The 18,827-nt window shown below is 73.5% G+C and carries 15 protein-coding genes; 10 read left to right on the forward strand and 5 right to left on the reverse strand.

What is annotated here, in order from left to right; genetic code table 11:
• Window positions 1–387: 387 nt before the first annotated feature.
• Window positions 388–2,952 carry a LuxR C-terminal-related transcriptional regulator gene (locus tag C1I98_RS08310; RefSeq protein ID WP_146607332.1) on the forward strand — a complete coding sequence of 855 codons (2,565 nt, stop codon included), beginning with the start codon at window positions 388–390 and terminating at the stop codon, window positions 2,950–2,952.
• Window positions 2,953–3,045: 93 nt separating this feature from the next.
• Here C1I98_RS08310 and C1I98_RS08315 read toward each other — a convergent pair whose 3' ends face one another.
• Window positions 3,046–4,191 carry an MFS transporter gene (locus C1I98_RS08315; RefSeq protein WP_199536804.1) on the reverse strand — a complete coding sequence of 382 codons (1,146 nt, stop codon included), beginning with the start codon at window positions 4,189–4,191 and terminating at the stop codon, window positions 3,046–3,048.
• A gap of 144 nt (window positions 4,192–4,335) precedes the next feature.
• Between C1I98_RS08315 and C1I98_RS08320 the strand changes: the two genes are divergently transcribed.
• Entirely contained in the window at window positions 4,336–4,962 is a 627-nt protein-coding gene (locus tag C1I98_RS08320) for an HNH endonuclease family protein (protein WP_111166494.1), read from the forward strand.
• Window positions 4,963–4,965: 3 nt separating this feature from the next.
• Here C1I98_RS08320 and C1I98_RS08325 read toward each other — a convergent pair whose 3' ends face one another.
• From C1I98_RS08325 to C1I98_RS08335, 3 genes are all read right to left on the reverse strand, one after another.
• A complete protein-coding gene (locus C1I98_RS08325; RefSeq protein ID WP_111166495.1) occupies window positions 4,966–7,968 on the reverse strand; it encodes an alpha-mannosidase in 3,003 nt (1,000 codons plus the stop codon).
• Window positions 7,969–7,995: 27 nt separating this feature from the next.
• Window positions 7,996–9,030: an alpha/beta hydrolase-fold protein gene (locus C1I98_RS08330; RefSeq protein ID WP_111166496.1), complete on the reverse strand. Its 1,035-nt coding sequence runs from the start codon at window positions 9,028–9,030 to the stop codon at window positions 7,996–7,998.
• Window positions 9,031–9,167: 137 nt separating this feature from the next.
• Entirely contained in the window at window positions 9,168–9,407 is a 240-nt protein-coding gene (locus C1I98_RS08335; RefSeq protein ID WP_146607333.1) for a hypothetical protein, read from the reverse strand.
• A 348-nt stretch (window positions 9,408–9,755) separates the two neighbouring features.
• On the opposite strand from C1I98_RS08335, the gene C1I98_RS08340 reads away from it, so the two are divergent.
• The 8 genes from C1I98_RS08340 to C1I98_RS08375 all read left to right on the forward strand — a co-directional run bounded on the left by C1I98_RS08340 (window position 9,756) and on the right by C1I98_RS08375 (window position 17,238).
• Window positions 9,756–10,679, forward strand: a complete 924-nt coding sequence (locus C1I98_RS08340) for a phosphate/phosphite/phosphonate ABC transporter substrate-binding protein (protein WP_111166498.1) — start codon at window positions 9,756–9,758, stop codon at window positions 10,677–10,679.
• 4 nt (window positions 10,680–10,683) lie between these two features.
• Window positions 10,684–11,466 carry a phosphonate ABC transporter ATP-binding protein gene (gene phnC / locus C1I98_RS08345; protein WP_111166499.1) on the forward strand — a complete coding sequence of 261 codons (783 nt, stop codon included), beginning with the start codon at window positions 10,684–10,686 and terminating at the stop codon, window positions 11,464–11,466.
• The gene (gene phnE, locus C1I98_RS08350; protein WP_111166500.1) at window positions 11,463–13,115 is read left to right on the forward strand and encodes a phosphonate ABC transporter, permease protein PhnE; all 1,653 of its coding nucleotides are present in this window, start codon (window positions 11,463–11,465) and stop codon (window positions 13,113–13,115) included. Before phnC ends, phnE begins: the two co-directional genes overlap by 4 nt.
• Window positions 13,116–13,189: 74 nt before the next feature.
• Complete coding sequence (locus C1I98_RS08355) at window positions 13,190–13,906, forward strand: GntR family transcriptional regulator (protein WP_146607334.1); 717 nt, start codon at window positions 13,190–13,192, stop codon at window positions 13,904–13,906.
• Window positions 13,903–14,343 carry a phosphonate C-P lyase system protein PhnG gene (locus C1I98_RS08360; RefSeq protein WP_111166502.1) on the forward strand — a complete coding sequence of 147 codons (441 nt, stop codon included), beginning with the start codon at window positions 13,903–13,905 and terminating at the stop codon, window positions 14,341–14,343. Before C1I98_RS08355 ends, C1I98_RS08360 begins: the two co-directional genes overlap by 4 nt.
• Window positions 14,340–14,960: a phosphonate C-P lyase system protein PhnH gene (gene phnH, locus C1I98_RS08365; RefSeq protein ID WP_158557965.1), complete on the forward strand. Its 621-nt coding sequence runs from the start codon at window positions 14,340–14,342 to the stop codon at window positions 14,958–14,960. The genes C1I98_RS08360 and phnH overlap by 4 nt, the downstream gene beginning before the upstream one ends.
• Complete coding sequence (locus tag C1I98_RS08370) at window positions 14,960–16,102, forward strand: carbon-phosphorus lyase complex subunit PhnI (RefSeq protein WP_111166504.1); 1,143 nt, start codon at window positions 14,960–14,962, stop codon at window positions 16,100–16,102. The genes phnH and C1I98_RS08370 overlap by 1 nt, the downstream gene beginning before the upstream one ends.
• Window positions 16,099–17,238: an alpha-D-ribose 1-methylphosphonate 5-phosphate C-P-lyase PhnJ gene (locus C1I98_RS08375; RefSeq protein WP_111166505.1), complete on the forward strand. Its 1,140-nt coding sequence runs from the start codon at window positions 16,099–16,101 to the stop codon at window positions 17,236–17,238. The genes C1I98_RS08370 and C1I98_RS08375 overlap by 4 nt, the downstream gene beginning before the upstream one ends.
• Here C1I98_RS08375 and C1I98_RS08380 read toward each other — a convergent pair.
• Window positions 17,222–18,658 carry an MFS transporter gene (locus C1I98_RS08380; protein ID WP_111166506.1) on the reverse strand — a complete coding sequence of 479 codons (1,437 nt, stop codon included), beginning with the start codon at window positions 18,656–18,658 and terminating at the stop codon, window positions 17,222–17,224. The two genes, C1I98_RS08375 and C1I98_RS08380, sit on opposite strands and share 17 nt — an antisense overlap.
• Window positions 18,659–18,827 lie beyond the last annotated feature (169 nt).

Below are 18,827 nucleotides of genomic sequence, written 5' to 3' on the forward strand. Positions count from 1 at the left end.
GGCGTACCCCGCAGTACCTGAATCGCCCCCGAGCACCACCCCACAGCTCGCACGATCCGACCCGACCGCGATCTGATGGACCATGCGCCAGCGCGGCTCGCCGCATCTGGCCTGACCCGGCCCGCACGCACCCCACGACCCCGGTGGGTCCCGCCGCGCCTGACCGGCCCGGCCCGCGTACAGCCCACACGATCCCAACCGGCCATGAACCTATGACCGCCGCCGGGCGGGGTCTCCCGCGCCGGAGGCGGTGGGGGTGCCACCATGCGAGCCGCACCATCCGGTGGCCCCGCGGTCGGATGCGCACGGGTCGGTGTGGCTGAGGCTGGAAGATCGGCGGGGTGCATACCCTCGCATGTGTCTTGGTCCTCACATAGCCTTTCAAGGGTGGTGAACCCGTGGCCGTTCGCCGGCCGTACCGAGGCGGTGGCGCGGATCGGGTCGGTGGAGGGCGGGCTGGTGGTGGCCGGGCCGCCGGGCGTGGGTAAGAGCCGGCTCATCGCGCGGGCCGTGCGCGGGCTGCCCGGGGTGGCCTGGGTGCGCGGCAGTGAGGCGGTGCGGCGGATCCCGCTGGGGGCCTTCGCCCCGCTGCTGCCCGCCGCGCAGCCGCCCGCCGACGGCCCGCTCCGCTGGGCCGCCGCCACGATCACCGCGCCCGTGCTGGTGGCCGACGACGCGCACCTGCTCGACCCGGCCTCGGCCGCGCTGGTCCATCGGATCGCGGCGAACGGCAAGACCCGCGTGATCGCGACCGTCCGCGCCGATGTCGAGCCCCCCGACCCCGTCCTCGCGCTGTGGAAGGACGACCTGCTGCCGCGCATGGACCTCGCCCCGCTGTCCCCCCGCGAGAGCGCGGGCCTGCTCACGGCCGGGCTGGACGGGCCGGTCGAACCGGCCACCGCCGCCCTGCTGTGCCGCGCCGCCCAGGGCAATCCGCTCCACCTGACCGAGCTCACCTTGTCCCGGCGGCTCGCCCGCGTTCGCGGCGAGTGGCGCTGGCACGGCCCCGAGCCCGTGCCCGGCGCGCTCGGCGACCTCATCGCCGAGCGGGTCGCCGGGCTGCGGGAGGCCGAACGGACCGCACTGGAACTCGTCGCGTACGGCGAGCCGGTGGGCGCCGGGCTGCTGGCCGGGATGACCGGCGGCCGGGTGGCCCTTGAGCGGTTGATCGAGCGGCGGCTGGTCATCGTGCGCCGTGAGGGCCGCAGGATCCAGGTCCGCCTGGCCCACCCGCTGTACGGGGAGGTCGCGCGCGCCCGGTGCGCCGCCCCGCTCGCCCGGCAGCGGGCCGGCGCGCTGGCCGAGGCCGTCACGGCGCTCGGCTCCAAACGGCGCGAGGACGTGCTGAAGGTCGCCCTCTGGCGGCTGGACGGCGGGGTGCCCGGCGATCCGGCCCTGCTGCTGGCCGCCTGCGACCTCGCCAGGTCCATGCGCGACCTGGACCTCGCCGAGCGCCTGGCCAGGGCGGCGGTGGACGCCGGCGCGGTACGCGCGCTGCCCAAGCTGGGCGCGGTGCTGGCCGGCCGGGACCGCCACCAGGAGGCCGAGGAGATCTACGCCGCCGCGTGGGAGCGCGACCTGGACGATTCCACCAGGGCCGACTGCGGCCTGATGCGGGCGCTGAACCTCGTCTGGGGCATCGGCCGGATCGACCAGGCGCGCGCCCTGCTGCGCGAGATCCCGCTCCCGGCCGGTGACGTGACCACCCACCAGAGCGTGATGGCGATGCGCGCGTCGCTGGAGAGCGCCGCGGGCGACGTACGCGCCGCCCGCGCGCTGCTGGCCCGGGCGCGTGAGCTGGGCCCGCTGGGACCGCGGGCGCTGCGCGGCAACGGCACCACCGAGGCGGCCATCCTGCTCGGGGAGGGCCGGGCCACCGCGTGCCTGGCGATGGTGGACGCCACGCTCGCGGTACTGGCCGAGGAGCCGGACGCGCGGCCGGGCCTGAGTTCGGCGCTGGCGGACACGGCGGTGCAGGCCGCGCTGCTCACCGGCGACCTGGACGCCGCCGAACGCCTCACCCGCGAGGGGGCCGAGCCGGGCGCCGGCTTCGGGCCCTGGCAGCGGCCCCCGCCGCAGTTCGGCTCGCGCCGGGCGCAGATCCTGCGGCTGCGCGGCCGGGTGGCCGACGCCGTGGACGCCTCCGCCGACGCCGTGGCCAACCTGCCCCCGCGCGGCCTGCTGGCCGGGCAGTGCCTGAGCGAGCTGGCGCACGCGCACGCGCTGCTCGGCGACGCCCGCGCGGCCACCGACACGCTGGAGCTGGCCGAGCGGATCACCCTGCCGATCGGCCCGCACGTGGTGTTCCCGCTGCGCGCGGCCCGGGTGTGGACGCTCGCCGCGCGCGGCGACGTACCGGGGGCGATCGCGGCGGCACTCCGGCTCGCCGAATCGACCCTGCGGTGCTACGCGCCGTTCGCGCTGCACGACGTGGTCCGGCTGGGCCACGGCGAGCTGGTCGCCGAAAGGCTGGCGGCCCTGGAGGTGGACGGCCCGCTGGCCGCGCTGTTCGTCCGGCACGCCGCGGCCGGCACCGGCCGCGACCTCGACGCGGTGTCCGCCGCGTTCGAGGAGCTCGGCATGCTGCTGCACGCGGCCGAGGCGGCGGCGCAGGCGGCGGCCCGCCACCGCGACGCGGGCGCGCGCCGCGCCGCGCGTACCTCGGCCACCAGGGCGGGCGCCCTGGCCCGGCGCTGCCAGGGGGCCCGCACCCCCGCGCTCGCCGGCCTGGAACTCCCCGAGCTGACCCCGCGGCAGCGGCAGATCGCCGAACTCGCCGCCCAGGGCCTGACCAACAGGGAGATCGCCGAACGCCTGGTGGTGTCGGTCCGGACGGTCGCCAACACGCTGTGCGCGGTCTATGACCGCACGGGCGTCAACGACCGCACCGCCCTTGCCGAACTCCTCGGCACGGCGGCGGGGGCGGCCGCCCGCCCCCCGCTCGCCACCTGACAGGCCCGCCGGGCCGCCTCACCGCGAGAGCGATCAGCAGGTACGGCACCGCGAACCCCTCCGCACGGCGGCGGCGACCGCGCCCCGCTCGCCTCACCGCGGGATCCGCCGCAGCCCGAGGGCGATCAGCAGGTACGGCACCGCCGCCGCCGCGAAGATCTGCCACGGTGGCGCCCATGCCGAGCCCGCGCCGTAGGCGGCGAAGAGCAGTACCGCCACAACCTCCGAGCCGAATCCCGCCGCCGAGGTGATCGTCGCGCGGTAGCGGTCGCCGACCTGCTCCTGCAACCGGGCGTCGGCCGCCGCCATGGCCCACCGGAACCCGCCGAAGGCCACGCCGACCAGCGCGAATCCGGCCGGTCCCGTGGCCGCGCCGACCGCCAGGCAGACGGCGGCCAGGGCCAGCACGGGTGTCAGCCATCGGGTGCCGCGCCCGGCCAGCCAGCCCCCGGCCACCGCCCCGACGTCGGTCACCAGCACCAGCAGGGGCACCGCGGCGAGCGCCACCCCGGTTCCGGCGGCGAGCATCGGCAGGTACTCGTCGATGGCGGTGACGCCGGTGAGCAGGGAGGCGAGCAGCAGGGTGAGACGCAGCGCCGGGGCCTGCCGTACCGCCGCGAGGGCGTCGCGCAGCAACGCGCGGGCGCCGCCCTGCTCGCCCGCGGAACCCGCAGCGCCCGCGTCCTGGCCCGGTGAGGCCCTGGTCTCGGGGAGCGCCATGCCCGCGACCGCGCCCAGCAGGCACACCGCGATGCTCGCCGCCCCCAGCGCCGGATGCCCGCCCCACGCGAGGACCGGCGCGGCCAGCGCGCTCGCCGCGAGGATCGCGGTGGATCCCATGGCGCGGGCACGCCCGATCACCCTGGCGTAGGAGTCCGCGCGGCCGATGCGCGCCAGCTCCTCATAGACCAGGGCCTCCCAGGCCCCCGAGGTCAGCGCGGTGCCCGCGCCCCACAGCACGAAGCCCGCCGCGAACGACGGATAGCCGGGCAGGAAGGTCCACAGCGCGTAACCCGCGCCGGTGACGATCGGCGAGATGACCAGCAGCAGCCTGCGCGAGAAGAGGTCGGCCAGCAGCCCGGACGGAACCTCGAACGCGAAGGAGGCGACGGACCAGATCACGAACAGCGTGGAGATCTGGGCGGCCGACAAACCGGTCTTGGCGAACAGCAGCGCATAGACCGGATAGAGCAGGATGAAGTCATCAAGAAACGCGTAGGCGTAGAGCCGACGCGTCAGCCGGTGTTCAGGTGAAGATCAATGTCGCCAGGTCATGCCCGGCACATTACACCATCGAAGCACGGCCAAGGGACGGCACGGGAAGCGCCGGGGGCGGTGTGGGACCGCCGTCGCCCGTACCGGTGATCTCTACCGTCACCGCGCGTGAAACACTCCAGAGCGCTTGCCGCAACCGCGTCCGCGATCACGTTCGTCCTGCTCGGCGCCCTTCCCGCCGCCGCCTCGCCGCCTCCGCCACCGCCAGTCACCGCCGCCCTGACCAGCCTGGAGGCGCTGCCCATCGCCCCGCCCGGCAGCAGCGCCGGCTACGACCGGGAGCTGTTCCCGCACTGGACCACGGTGTCGGGGACCTGCGACACCCGCGAGACGGTACTGCGGCGGGACGGCGATCAGGTCACCACCGACGCCGCCTGCCGCGCCGTCTCCGGGAGCTGGTTCTCCCCCTATGACGGAATCACCTGGACGCGCGCCTCCGACATCGACATCGACCACATGGTGCCGCTGTCGGAGGCGTGGAAGTCCGGCGCGTCCCAGTGGACCACCGAGCGCCGCAGGGCGTTCGCCAACGACCTCGCCTCCAGCCAGCTCTGGGCCGTCACCGACAACGTCAACCAGGCCAAGGGCGACAAGGACCCGGCGCTCTGGCGCCCGCCGCTGGCGAGCTTCCAGTGCACCTACGCCCGCTCGTGGGTGGACGTGAAGTTCAGGTGGGGGCTCGCGGTGGACGACGCGGAGAAGACCGCGCTGGCCGAGATGCTCGCGACCTGCTGACGGTCAGGCCCGCCGTAGCCGGAGCGTGACGATCTCGAACGGCCGCAGCCGCAGCTCATCGTCGGGCGCGGCCGGGCGGCGCCCGCCCGCGAGCGGCCGTTCGAGCAGGTCGGTCTCGATCGTCTCGGCCACCGGTACGGCGCAGCTCAGCCGTACCGACGCGCGCCCGCCCAGGCACTCGTACAGGCGCACCACCAGGTCGCCGGAGCGGTCGTCGGCGAGCTTGACCGCCTCCACGACCACGCCCTCGCCCTCCAGGGACACCAGTGGGCGCACGCCGTGCGCCCCCCGCACGGTGCGCGGCGGCAGGTTGAGGTCATAGCCCTCGCGCACCGCGTCGCCGATGGCCGCGCCGGGCGCGATGGCGTACCGGAACCGGTGCATGCCCTGGTCGGTCTGCGGATCGGGGAAGCGGGGGGCGCGCAGCAGCGAGAGCCGTACCGTGGTGGCGGTGCCGCCGCCCGGCGTGGGCTGCCGGGTGACGTCGTGGCCGTAGGTGGAGTCGTTGACCACGGCGACGCCGTAGCCCGGCTCGCCGACGTGCAGCCAGCGGTGCGCGCAGATCTCGAACTTCGCGGCGTCCCAGGAGGTGTTGGCGTGCGCGGGCCGGTACACGTGCCCGTACTGGATCTCCGCGGCCGAGCGGTCGGCCCGCACGTCGATCGGGAAGGCCGCCTTGAGGATGCGCTCGCGCTCGCGCCAGTCGACCTCGGTCTCGATGTCGAGGCGGCGGGCGCCGGGCAACAGGCGCAGCGTCTGGCGCACCCGGGAGGAGCCGAAGGCGCGCACCACGCGCACGGCGGTGGCGTCGTCGGCGGCGACCTCCTCGGCCGCCACCAGGTCGGTCACCGTGTTGCGGTAGTAGCCCTCCACGTCCCAGGCGTCCCAGCTGATGGGCAGGTCCTTGTGGAGCTGGAGCAGGTTGCCCCGGGCGCCGGGGGGCAGCACCTCGCGGCCGGCGGTGAGGTCGCGCAGCGAGGTGATCAGCCCGTCGCCGCCCACGGCGACCCGCAGCAGCCCGTTGTCCATGACGAACTCGCCGCCGGCGATGGTCATGACGGTCGTGCTCGCGTCGGCCTCGGGGGCGCGGGTGGCACCGAACGCGGGCACCCCGCCCCGGGCGTACGGCGAGCCGTTGAACACCACGGGCCGCTCGCCCCGGCCCGCCAGCGCCCGCTGCGCCTGCCGGATGATCTCCTCCAGCTCGGCGTCGATCTCGGCGTAGGCCGCCTCGGCCTCGCGGTGGACCCAGGCGATCGAACTGCCCGGCAGGATGTCGTGGAACTGGTTGAGCAGCACCCCTTTCCAAAGCCGGTCCAGCTCGTCGTAGGGGTAGCCGGAGAGCCCGGCGACGGCGGCGGTGGCCGACCACAGCTCGGCCTCGCGCAGCAGGTGCTCGCTGCGCCGGTTGCCCTGTTTGGTGCGGGCCTGGCTGGTGTAGGTGCCGCGGTGCAGCTCAAGGTACAACTCGCCGACCCACACCGGCGGGTCGGGGTATTCGGCGGCGGCGGCCTCGAAGAACTCCACCGGCGTCTCCATCCGCACCCGCGGGGAGCCTTCCAGGTCCGCCGTACGGCGGGCGCGCGCCACCATCTCCCTGGTCGGCCCGCCGCCCCCGTCGCCCCAGCCGAACGGCACCAGCGAGCGGGTGCCACGGCCCTTCTCCGCGTAGTTGCGCGAGGCGCGGGCCAGTTCCTCGGCGGACAGCTCGGAGTTGTAGGTGTCGACCGGCGGGAAGTGGGTGTAGATCCGCGTGCCGTCGATGCCCTCCCACCAGAAGGTGTGGTGCGGGAACCGGTTGGTCTGGTTCCAGGAGATCTTCTGGGTGAGGAACCACCGCGACCCCGACAGCTTGATGATCTGCGGGAGCGCCGCCGAGTAGCCGAAGGAGTCGGGCAGCCACACGTCCACGGTCTCGATGCCGAACTCCTCGGCGTAGAACCGCTTGCCGTGCACGAACTGGCGGGCCATCGCCTCGCCGCCGGGCATGTTGGTGTCGGGTTCCACCCACATGCCGCCGGTCGGGACGAACTGCCCGCCGGCGACGAACCGTTTGACCCGTTCGTAGACGGCGGGGTGGTGCTCCTTGAGCCAGGCGAGCTGCTGGGCCTGCGACATGGCGAAGCGGAAGCCGGGCTCGGCGTCCATCAGGTGGGTCACGTTGGCCGTGGTCCTGGCGACCTTGCGTACGGTCTCGCGCAGCGGCCACAGCCAGGCCGAGTCGATGTGGGCGTGCCCGACGGCGGAGATCCGGTGCGCGCTGGCCTGGGCGGGGGCGGCGAGCACGCCGGTCAGGCGGGCGCGGGCCTCCGCCGCCGTGCTCCCGACGTCGAGCGGGTCGAGGACGTCCAGCGCGCGCTCCAGGGCGCGCAGGATCTCGTGGCGGCGCGGCTCGTGCTCGCCGAGCTGGTGCATGAGCTGGTCAAGGACCTCCATGTCCTGGACCAGCTCCCAGACCTCGCGATCGAGGACCGCGAGGTCCATCCGCAGGAGCCGGTAGAGCGGGGCGGTGCCCGCGGTCTCCTTGTCGCCGAGCGGCGTCGGCACGCCGATCGGATGGATGATCGGGTTGGCCGCCGCCTCGACCCAGAAGAAGACCTCCTCGCCGCCCGCCGCGGGGGCGGCCACGGGCAGCCAGGCGTTGAGCGGGTTGATGCCCTTCACCGGGCGGCCGTCGGCGGTGTAGGCCAGCGCCTCGCACAGGAACCCGGTGCGCTCGATGACGAAGCCGATGTCGATGACCGCCTCGACCGTCTCCCCGGCCCACTCCGGCGGCACCCGGCCCGACAACCGGAACCAGCTCGTGCCCCAGGGCGGGCCCCACGCCTCGCCGATCCGCGCCGGGCGGTAGTCCTGCCGGACGGCGTACTCGAAGGGGACCGGCTCCCCTGGAGCGTGCCACACCTGGACGTCGAGCGGGACGGCACGCCCGTACACCGCCGGGCGGACGCGTTCGCGCAGCACGCGGTCCAAACGCGCCTCGGCGAGTAGGCGGTCATCATGCATGCGAGGTCTCCTTCGCAGGGGGGCCGATCAGGCGGCGAGGCGTTCGCAGAGCCAGGCCAGGGCGAGCGGGTAGCGGTACTCGATGCCGGCGTGCCCGGCGTCGAACAACTCGAAGTGGACGCGTTCGCCGGGCACGCCGGCCGCCTGCACGGCGCGGCGGAAGGCCACCGCGCCGAAGTCGAGGTAGTACTCGTCGCCGGCGCCGGCGTCGATCCAGATCGCGCGCATCGACCGCAGCGCCTCGGCGTGCGCGGGCCGGGCGGCCATCAACACCGGGTCGTGGGCCAGCCAGCGCTCCCACACGGCGGGCACGACCGCGCCGGTGTCGTCGAAGGGGATGCGCACGGTGCCGTCGCCGTCGGCGGAGTAGGCCGCCGCGTAGGCGTAGATCTCCATCAGCTCCAGGTCGCCCGGCCTGGTGCCGGCGATCCTGCTCCTGAAGTCGGCCAGAAAGCCGGGGTAGGACCCGTCGTGGTGGTCGCGCAGCAGCCGGGCGCGGGCCGGGAACGCGGGCCGGTAGGCGACCTCGAAGAGCGCGTCGCCCGCGTGGGTGGCCAGCGCGCCGAACACACCGGGGCGCAGCATGGGGGTGACCATGGCCGCGTAGCCGCCGCTGGACTTGCCGGTGATGGCCCGGTGGTCGCGGCTCGCCAGGGTGCGGTACCTGGCGTCCACCCATGGCACGATCTCGTCGCACAGGTAGGAGTGGTAGCGCCCGGTGGCGGGCGAGTCGAGGTACTGGCTGCCGCCGTAGGAGGTCCACGCGTCGAGGTAGACCACGATCGCGGGCGGGGCCCGCCTCTCGGCGAACACGGCGTCGGCCAGCTCGGGATAGGACCGGCGGAACGGCACGTGGTTCAGCCACATGCCGACCTGGCCCGTGTAGCCCTGGGTGACGTAGACGGCCGGATAGCGCCGCCGCGGTTCGTCGTCGTAGCCGGGCGGCACGTAGACGAGCAGCGGCCTGCGGTGCGGATCGCCGAGCGGGTTGCCGCGCAGCAGCGCGCTGTCGATGACGTGGTGGTCGAGGCGACCCGCGAGTTCGGCGGACCAGGGCGGCATGGCGCTTGCTCTCCAATCGGGGGCCGGACGGCGGGCGACGAAGGCGATGTACCCTCATGGCCGGCCCGTCCCCCGCACGCGGAGGGAAGGAGTGGCTACCCCTGGCTCCTCATCGACCTCACCGGTCGTCTAGCGCCTCACCACTCCTCGACCGGCAGTTCGACCTCGTTGCCCGGGTCGAAGACCACGACGCCGTCGCCGAGCCGCACCACGTGCACGTTGCGCGCCATGCCGCGGCCGTACGCGCGGCGGGCGGCCTCACGCGCCCAGTCGGCGAAGTGGTAGCCGTCGCTCTCCACTCCGCCGCCGGGAAGCTCCCAGCGCACCTCGAAGCGGTTCGGCGGCCACGCCGGAGCCAGTGGCGGGTGCTGTGGCATGAGTTCCATCCCCTTGTGCTGCTCTCTCTCCTCCCGTCCACCCGCGCTTTGCCAGGGCACGGGCACCGGTTGGAGCCCCGATGACGAAAGTCGAGGCTAGCCTCCCCGGTTACGGCTGGCCAGAACCCCCCCTTCCCTTAGGCCACTCCAGCAGCATCCGACAAACGGTCGCATTCTGTCCTATAGGGGGCGTCACCAGGATTTAACCGGCCCGTTCATGCGCCGTCAGTTTCCCCTGAAGGTCTCCTCCACTTGCACCTGCACGGTTGTAGTCAGCCAAAACGACAAAAGCTGATAACAACCCTTAAACCCCCGCAAAGTACACCGAGCACATATCGGAGCCTGAACATGTCACGTCGCGCGCTGTGCGCCGCGTCACTGGGTGCCGTCGCCGCCCTGTCCGCCTGCTCCTGGTCCACCGCAGGGGCCGAGAGCGGTGAGGAGCTGACGTTCGCCGCCATCCCGGCCGAGCAGAACGCCGACCCGGTCGTCGACTACGCCAACGTCATCAAGCTGATCGAGAAGAACACCGGCAGGAAGGTGAAGTTCGTCCGCTCCACCGACTACAACGCGGTGATCGAGGGCACCGTCTCCGGCAAGATCGACATCGCGGAGTTCGGCCCGCTCTCCTACGTGCTCGCTCGGAACAACGGCGCCAAGATCACCCCGATCGCGTCCACGGTCACCGAGGGGCGGCCGCCCACCTATCTGAGCTACGCGGTCGTCAAGGCCGGCAGCCCGATCAAGGACCTGGCCGGGCTCAAGGGGAAGAAGGTGTGCTTCGTCGATCCCGGCTCCACGTCGGGCTACCTGTTCCCCGCCGCCGCGCTGCTGGGCGCGGGCATCGACCCCAAGACCGGCGTCTCCCCCGTGATGGCGGGCGGCCACGACAACAGCGTCACCTCCGTGACCGGGGGCACCTGCGACGCGGGCTTCGCCTACGACCAGATGGTGGACAAGCTCCTGGTGGACAAGGGCAAGATCAAGCAGGGCGATGTGGAGGTCGTCTGGAAGTCCGAGCCCATCCCCAACTCCCCGATCGCCATCAGCGACGCGCTGCCCGCCGACATCAAGACCAAACTGGCCGACACCTTCGTCAAGGACGCCAACAAGGACCGCATGGTCGCGCTCGGCATCTGCGCCGACGCCGGCGCCTCCAAGGTCACCTCCGACGGTGAGGTGTGGGGCTTCGGCGCGGTGAACGACGCCACCTTCGACCCGATCCGCAAGGTCTGCGCGGCGACCAAGCATGACAAGTGCTCGGAGGCGTAGCGGCATGAACCACGGCACGGACCACATCGTGGAAGTCGACTCGCTGGTCAAGACGTACGGCGAGACGCGCGCCTGCGACGGCGTCGGCCTGACCGTGACGGCGGGCGAACTGGTCGCCCTGGTCGGGCCCTCGGGGTCGGGCAAGTCCACCCTGCTGCGCCACCTCAACGGGCTCGCCCGGCCGGACTCGGGGACCGTACGCGTGCTCGGGGTGGACGTCGCCACCGCGCGCGGGCGCGCCCTGCGCGCGCTGCGCCGCCGGGTCGGCATGGTCTTCCAGCAGTTCAACCTGATCGGGCGGCTCACGGTACTGGAGAACGTGCTGACCGGCGCGCTCGGCCGCGACCCGCTGCCCCGGTACGGCATCGTCACCTGGCCGAAGGCCGACCGCACGGCGGCCATCGAGCACCTGGACCGAATCGGCCTCGCCGACCGCGCATACCAGCGCGCCGACAGCCTGTCCGGCGGTCAGCAGCAGCGGGTGGCCATCGCCAGGATGCTCATGCAGCGCCCGGAACTGGTGCTCGCCGACGAGCCGGTGGCCTCGCTGGACCCCGAGTCCGCCGCCCAGGTGATGGACCTGCTGTTCCGGATCTGCCTGGAGGACCGGCTCACCGTGGTGTGCAGCCTGCACCAGATCGATCTCGCGCTGGCCTGGACCCGCAGGGTCGTCGGCCTGCGCGACGGCCGGGTGGTGCTCGACCAGCCGACCGGCGCGCTCGACCGGGAACGGCTGCGGCAGGTCTACGTGCCGGCGGCGCCGGTCGCCGTGGGCGCCGGCGCATGACGCATGGATCGGCCACCCGCGCCCGCGGCCTCGGGCCGGCCGCGGGCGCGGTCCCGCTGACGCCGCCGCCGAGCGCACGCAGGATCGCCGCATGGGCCTACCCCGTCGTGTTCGCCGGGCTCGGCCTGCTCGCGGTGCAGCACGTCGGGATCGGCCTCGCCGCCCTGGCCGAGGGCGGCGACGCGATGGGGGCGCTGCTCGCGCGGGCCTGGACTCCCACGCTGGCCGCACCCGCGACCACCTTCGCCCACGTCCTGGACACCCTGTCGATGACGATCGCGGGCACGGCGCTCGCGGTCGCCGCGGCCGCGGTGCTGGCCGTGCTGGCGGCGCGCAACACCACGCCCGGCCCGGCCGTGCGGTCCCTGGCGCTCGCGATGATCGTCGGCTGCCGGGTGATCCCCGACATGGTGTTCGCCATCTTCTTCGTGGCGGCGCTCGGCATCGGCCCGCTGCCCGGCGTGCTCGCGCTCGGCCTGCACTCCATCGGCATGCTGGGCAAGCTGTTCACCGAGGCGGTGGAGGCGGCCGACGACGGGATCGGCGAGGCGGTGGCGGCCACCGGGGCCGGGCCGGTACGGCGGCTGCTGGCCGGAATCTTCCCGCAGGCGGTGCCGTCCATGGTGGCGGTCACGCTGTACCGGATCGACATCAACTTCCGCGCCTCGGTGCTGCTCGGGGCGGTCGGCGCGGGCGGGATCGGGATGGACCTGCGCACCGCGTTCGGGTTCACCGACTACCGGGAGGCGCTCGGCATCTCGTGCGTCGTGGTGGCGGTGGTGTTCCTGGTGGAGGCGGTCGCGCTGGGGCTGCGCTCGCTGCTGATCGGCGGCGGCCGGGCGAGCGGGCTGCCCCCGGTGCGCGGCACCCGGGTGCCGTGGACGGCCGGCCGTACCGTCACGCACGTCGCGGCCTGGGGCGGGCTGCTCGTCGCGGCGGTGGCCTGCTGGCGCTCGGGGGCGACGCCGGACGCGGCCCCGGCCACCGCCGCCGGCTCGCTGCGGGCGCTCACCGAGTTCTTCCCGCCGGACTTCGCGCCGGTGCTGGACATGCTCGGCCCCGGCCTGGCCGAGGTCTGTGCGATCGCGATGGCCGCCACGTTCCTGGGCGTGCTCGGCGGGCTGGTGCTGGGCCTGCTGGCCGCGCGTACCGTGGCGCCGCATCCGGCGGTGCGCGCGGTGGCCCGCGCCGCGCTGGCCTTCCTGCGCTCGATCCCGGACCTGCTGCTGGTCCTGCTGTTCGTGGCCGCCTTCGGGATCGCCGAGGGCGCGGTGGCGGGCACCTGCGCGCTCTCGCTGTTCACCGCCTCTTTCGTGGGCAAGCTGGTCGCCGACACCGCCGAGGAGATCCGCCCCGGCCCCAAGGAGGCGATCCTCTCGACCGGGGCAGGCCGGGTGCAGGAGCTTTTGTACACGGTGCTGGGCCAGCTCACCCCGCGCCTCGCCGGCCACTCCCTGTACGCCCTGGACGTCAACCTGCGCTCCTTCCTGGTGCTCGGCATCGTGGGCGCGGGCGAGATCGGCTTCGCGCTCAGCCGGCACATCCGCTCGCTGGACTACGACGTGGTGACCGCGATCGTGCTGCCGATCTTCGCGATCGTGCTGGTCGTGGAGCTGGTGTCGGCGTCGCTGCGAGGGGCGTTGCGGTGACGGTGACCGCCCGGCAGGTGCCGATTCACCCGCCGGGCCCCTCCGGTTCACCATCGGCGGCCAACCTGCTTGTCATGACAAGCTCCCACCGCTATTTGGAGATGGCAGAAGAGCTGGAGTCAGAACTGCAGCACGTGCCCGTGGGCTCACGGGTGCCGAGCGAGCACGCCCTGGCCAGCCGGTTCGGCGTCAGCCGGCCCACCGCCCGGGCGGCGCTTCAGGAGCTGGAACGCCGCCTGCTGGTCCACCGGGTGCAAGGCCGTGGAACGTTCCGAAGGGGCCGGCTGGACTACGTCATCAGCCCCGCGTGGCCGCCCTCGTTCAGCGAGACGCTGCGCCGCGCGGGCGGCGTGCCGGGGGTGCGGCTGATCTCGGTCGCCGTGCGGCGGGCCGTGGAGCAGGAGTGCCGCCAGCTCGCCCTGCCCGCCGCCAGCGCCGTGTGGTCGGTGGAGCGCGTCTTCACCGTGAACGGGGAGGTGGCGGCGTACGCGACCAGCGTGCTCCCGTACCGCGCGCTGCCCGGCCTGGACGTCGCGCTGACCGGCGAGCCGTCCCTGGCCACCGCGCTGCGCAGGCGCTACGGCATCGCCGTGCAGCGGCTGCGCTACCGGATCAGCCTGGCCAGCCCGCCGCAGGTGATCGCCGACCACCTCACCGTGGACCGGACGCCGACCTGGCTGGCCGAGAGCGTCAACCGCACCTCGCACGGAACGCCCATCGAGAGCGCCCGCACGTACATGCGCGCGGACGTGCTCAACATCAGCTTCGAGATGGAGGAACGAACACCGTGACCGCGAAGCTCACGACCGAGCACCGCGCCGAACTGCTGTCCGCGGCCACCCGCGACGAACTCGTCGCGCTGGCCGAACGCCTGCTCGCCCAGGGCGCGCTCGGCGAACCGGCCGTCCTGGTCCCGCCCGAGGTGGGGATGGTGATGCTCCAGGTGCGCGAACCCATCGCCGAGGAGCGCTTCTACCTCGGGGAGGTGCTCGTGACCCGCTGCGGAGCGGAGGTCGCTGGCGTCGCCGGCTGGTCGATGCGCGGCGACGACGACCGCATCGCCGCGCTGGCCGCCGCCCTGCTGGACGCCGTCTGCGCCGCCGGGCTGCCGGAGTCCGCCGAGGTGGAGGAACTGTGCGCGGCCGTCGAGCGGCGCAGGCGGCGCGAGATCGACGAGGAATGGGCGCGCATCGCCCCGACCCTGGTGACCTTCGAGGAACTGCCATGACCGCGAGCACGAGTCCGGCGGATGTGCGAGGGGTGCGGCGCGACCCGCGCGCCTCCCAGCGCGACTTCCGGGTGCTGCTGGACGTGCTGTCCCGGCCGGGGCGGATCGGCCACCTGGCGGTGACCCGGGGCACGCCCGCCGCGACCATCCCGGTGGCCGGGCTGGCGGACGTGGAGGTCCCGCTGGCCGTACTGGCCGACGGCGGGCGGCAGGAATGGGCGCGGGCCCTGCGCGTGGCGACCGGCGCGCCCGCCGCCGAGCCGCAGGCGGCCCGCCTGGTGCTGGCGCTGCGCCCGCTCACGCCCGCCGAGATCGGCGCGCTGCCGCGCGGCGACGCGCTGCACCCCGAGCTGGGCGCGCGCCTGGTACAGGCGGTGGACGCACTGCTCCCCGGCGCGCAGGCCGCGCCGGGCGACACGGTGCTGGCGCTCACCGGGCCCGGGATCGACGGGCGGGCCGAGCTTGCGGTGCGCGGATTCGGCGAGGACGCCGCCAGGGCGCTGGCCGCGGCCAACGCCGGCTTCCCCGCCGGGATCGACACCTTCCTGGTCGCGCCGGACGGCGCGGTGGCCGGCCTGCCGCGCAGCACGCGGATCACGCTGGACGGAGAGGGCTGATGGGATTCTCCAACGCGCGCGGCGGCACCGAGGCGATCCTCGCGGCCGAGCGGCTGGTACGGAGCAGCGGCGAGGAGGCCGGCAGCGACCGGATCGGCCTCGCCCAGCTCATCGAACGGATGGGCCTCGCCGTGGACCGGGTGATGGGCGAGGGCGGGCTGTGGTCGCCGGAGCTGGCCGCGCGGGCGCTGCGCCGGGCCGAGGGCGACGTGATGGAGGCCGCCCAGTTGCTGCGCGCCCACCGTTCCTCGATCCCCCGCCTGGCCTACTCCGAGGTGGCCTCCACCGACGAGCTGCGGGTGATCCGGCGCATCTCATCGGCCTTCCGCAACCCGCCGGGCCGCCAGCTCCTCGGCCGTACCACCGACTACGTGGGCCGGCTGCTCGACCTGATGCCCGAGGACGCCGACGCGGCCGAGGACGCACCCCACGACCACGCCCATGAGCACGGGCACGGGCACGGGCACGGCCATGGGCACGTCCACGACGAGCCGGTCACCACCGGGGACCAGGACCTCCGGCATCCGCCGCGGCTGATCGGGCTGCTGCGCGAGATGGACATGGTCGTGGAACGGCGGCCCGGCGCGGATGCCGAGGACCCGGAGCCGTTCGACATCACCCGGGTCCCGGCGCGGCCGGGTGCGCCGCGCTCGGCCGTACTGGCCGCGCTGGCGCGCGCCGAGACCGGCGCGCTGGTGAACCTCTGGTACGCCTACACCTTCAGCACCGTCAAGCACGGCCACGAGATCCCCGGCGAGGTACGGCACGGCTGGCTGCCGGTCAAGGTGGCCCACCCCGTCACCGGCCGCCCGGTCACGGTCACCGAGATCCGGGTCACCGAGGTCGAGACCATCGACGATTTGGACCGGCCCGAGGAGGACCGCAGCAGGCTGGACCTCGGCTACGGGCTGTGCTTCGGCCACAATGAGCGCAAGGCCATCGCCATGGCCGGGCTGGACCTGCTGGTCCACCGCGACGGCGGCCGTACCGAGCTGGAGCAGCGGGTGCTGATCACCCTCGACGGGATCGAGGCGTGCGGCTTCCTTGAGCACCTCAAGCTCCCCCACTACGTCGACTTCCGCTCGCTCCTGGACCGCAAGCGCGCGGTCAGGGGCTCATCCGCCGATGGAGGCGCCCGATGACCACCACCCTGCGCCCGGGTACGGCCCTGCGCGGCCTGGCCGGGGACGCGGAGACCACCGGGATCTTCGACGAGCTGTCCCGGCGCGAGGTGCGCAGAGCCGTCCTCACGGCCGTGGCCGTACCGGGCTACCAGGTGCCGTTCGGCTCCAGGGAGATGCCGGTCGCCCGCGGCTGGGGCTCGGGCGGGCTGCAGGTGACGCTGGCCCTGGTCGGCCCCGAGGACCGGCTCAAGGTCATCGACCAGGGCGAGGACGCCGGAGTCAACGCCGCCAACCTGCGCAGGCTGGTGTGCGGGCAGGCCGGCTGCGACGAGGTCACCGACACCCGCGAGGCCACCCTCGTGCAGTCGCGGCACCGCATCCCCGAGACGCCGATGACCGAGGAGCAGGTGCTGGTCCTGCAGGTGCCGGTGCCCGAGCCACTGCGCGGCGTGGTGTCGGACATGCGCGAGCAGCGGCGGATGCACGCCGAGGCCGACTACGCCAAGATGTGGGTCAGCCTGTACGAGGACATCGTGCGCAACGGCGTGGTCACCCGTTCGGCGGGCTACCCGTGCCTGGTGAACGGCCGCTACGTGATCTCCCCCACCCCGATCCCGCGCTTCGACGTGCCCAAGCTGGACCACTCGGCGCACCTGACCCTGTTCGGCGCGGGACGCGAGAAGCGCATCTACGCCGTACCGCCGCACACCCTGGTCGAACCGCTGACCTTCGAGGACGTGCCGTTCGAGGTCGAGCACACGTCCGGGGCGGCCTGCCGCCACTGCGGCTCGGCCGGCACCTACCTGGTGGAGGAGCCCGCCCGGGACGGAACGATCTACCTGCCGGCCGCGATGCTGGCGGCGGCGATGCGGCTGGCCGCGGACGGCCTGGTCCCGCTGCACCGGGCGGTCGCCCTGGTCACCTCCGGCCCGGCCCGGGTGGCGGGGCTGACCGACCGGGGTCGCCTGGTGCCCGGCGCGCGCGCCGACCTGGTCGCGGTCACGGTCGCCGGCGGCTGGCCGACGGTACGGCTGTCGCACTGCGCCCTCACCCGCAGGTGGAGCGGCATCGTGGCGGCCACCCCGGCCCTCGCCGACGAGATCGCCGAGACGCTGCGCGCGGCGGCCGGGGAGCCGGTCACGCCGTGGCGCTGAGCGGCCGGGCGATCGCCTCAAGGCCCTTGCCCTCGGCCCTGACCCCGAGGAACAGCTCGACCACCCCCGCGAGGATCATCAGCACCGCGCCGATCGCGAAGGCCAGCGCGGTGTCGCCGGGCATGCCGCTCTCCACCAGCCCGGCGAAGATCAGCGGGCCGGAGATGCCGCCGACCGCGGTGCCGATCGCGTAGAAGAACGCGATGGCCATCGCCCGGGTCTCCATCGGGAACACCTCGCTGACGGTCAGGTACGCCGAACTCGCGCCCGCCGAGGCCACGAAGAGCACCAGGCACCAGCAGGCGGTGAGGGTCACCGCGGTGAGCGCGCCCTGGGCGAACAGCCAGGCGGTGATGAGCAGCAGCACTCCGGAGCCGATGTAGGTGGCGGAGATCATCTGGACCCTGCCGACGCTGTCGAACAGGTGGCCGAGCAGCAGCGGGCCGAGGAAGTTGCCGATGGCGATCACCGCGAAGTAGTAGCCGGTGTGCGTCTCGATCTGGAAGAAGGTGGCCAGGATGTTGGCGTAGCCGAAGGTGATCGCGTTGTAGAGGAACGCCTGGCCGATGAACAGCGACATACCGAGGACGGTGCGCCTGGGGTAGGCCCGGATCAGGGTGTGGGCGACGGTGCCGAAGCCGGTGGATCTGCGCTGGCGGATGGTGATCGCCTCGCCCGGTTCGGCCAGGCGCGCGCCCGTCTCCCGCTCGACCTCCTGCTCGATGCCGCCGACCAGGCGTTCGGCCTCCTCGCCCCGGCCATGGATGAACAGCCAGCGGGGGCTTTCCGGCACATGCCGTCGTACCAGCAGGATGGCCAGGCCGAGCACCACGCCCATGCCGAAGGCGACCCGCCAGCCGATGTTCACCGGCAGGTCGTTGAGCAGCGGCACGGTGAGCAGCGCGCCGCCCGCCGCGCCCAGCCAGTAGCTGCCGTTGATGATGATGTCGATCTTGCCGCGGTGCCGGCTCGGGATCAGCTCGTCGATGGCCGAGTTGATCGCCGCGTACTCCCCGCCGATGCCGAACCCCGTCATGAACCTGAACAGGAAGAACCACCACACCTGGAAGGAGAAGGCGGTGAGCGCGGTGGCGGCCAGGTAGACCAGCAGGGTGATCATGAACAGTTTCTTGCGGCCGAACCGGTCGGTCAGCCAGCCGAAGAACAGCGCCCCCGTGCACGCGCCCGCCACGTAAAGCGCCCCGGCCATGCCGGCCACCTGCGTCTGGGTGATGTCCAGGCCGCTGCCCGGCCTGGCCAACTGGGCGGTCAGGTTGCCGACGATGGTGACTTCCAGGCCGTCCAGGATCCACACGGTGCCAAGGCCGACCACGATCATCCAGTGCCAGCGCGACCAGGGCAGCCGGTCGAGCCGGGCGGGCACCTTCGTGGTCACGGTGCCGAGTCGCACGATGCTCATACCGGTCACCTGTTACCCGGATCCCCCAAAAAAATCTCCCTGCCCGGAACGGAGTCGCCCCGGATCGTGGGCTCGCGCGGCACGGCGTAGTCTGCCCTGCTGCACCCGGCGACAAGGGACTGGCCGCGGACCGCCGCCGAGGCCGAGGCGATCCAGCGGCGGCTCGCGC

The organism is Spongiactinospora gelatinilytica (genome assembly GCF_003236385.1).
Taxonomy (GTDB): domain Bacteria; phylum Actinomycetota; class Actinomycetes; order Streptosporangiales; family Streptosporangiaceae; genus Spongiactinospora; species Spongiactinospora gelatinilytica.

Bases quoted from the DNA above. Each gene is read 5' to 3' on its own strand.
- C1I98_RS08325 (WP_111166495.1), bottom strand. From the start codon at position 7,968: ATGCATGATGACCGCCTACTCGCCGAGGCGCGTTTGGACCGCGTGCTG.
- C1I98_RS08330 (WP_111166496.1), bottom strand. From the start codon at position 9,030: ATGCCGCCCTGGTCCGCCGAACTCGCGGGTCGCCTCGACCACCACGTC.
- C1I98_RS08335 (WP_146607333.1), bottom strand. From the start codon at position 9,407: ATGCCACAGCACCCGCCACTGGCTCCGGCGTGGCCGCCGAACCGCTTC.
- C1I98_RS08340 (WP_111166498.1), top strand. From the start codon at position 9,756: ATGTCACGTCGCGCGCTGTGCGCCGCGTCACTGGGTGCCGTCGCCGCC.
- phnC (WP_111166499.1), top strand. From the start codon at position 10,684: ATGAACCACGGCACGGACCACATCGTGGAAGTCGACTCGCTGGTCAAG.
- phnE (WP_111166500.1), top strand. From the start codon at position 11,463: ATGACGCATGGATCGGCCACCCGCGCCCGCGGCCTCGGGCCGGCCGCG.
- C1I98_RS08355 (WP_146607334.1), top strand. From the start codon at position 13,190: ATGACAAGCTCCCACCGCTATTTGGAGATGGCAGAAGAGCTGGAGTCA.
- phnH (WP_158557965.1), top strand. From the start codon at position 14,340: ATGACCGCGAGCACGAGTCCGGCGGATGTGCGAGGGGTGCGGCGCGAC.
- C1I98_RS08370 (WP_111166504.1), top strand. From the start codon at position 14,960: ATGGGATTCTCCAACGCGCGCGGCGGCACCGAGGCGATCCTCGCGGCC.
- C1I98_RS08375 (WP_111166505.1), top strand. From the start codon at position 16,099: ATGACCACCACCCTGCGCCCGGGTACGGCCCTGCGCGGCCTGGCCGGG.
- C1I98_RS08380 (WP_111166506.1), bottom strand. From the start codon at position 18,658: ATGAGCATCGTGCGACTCGGCACCGTGACCACGAAGGTGCCCGCCCGG.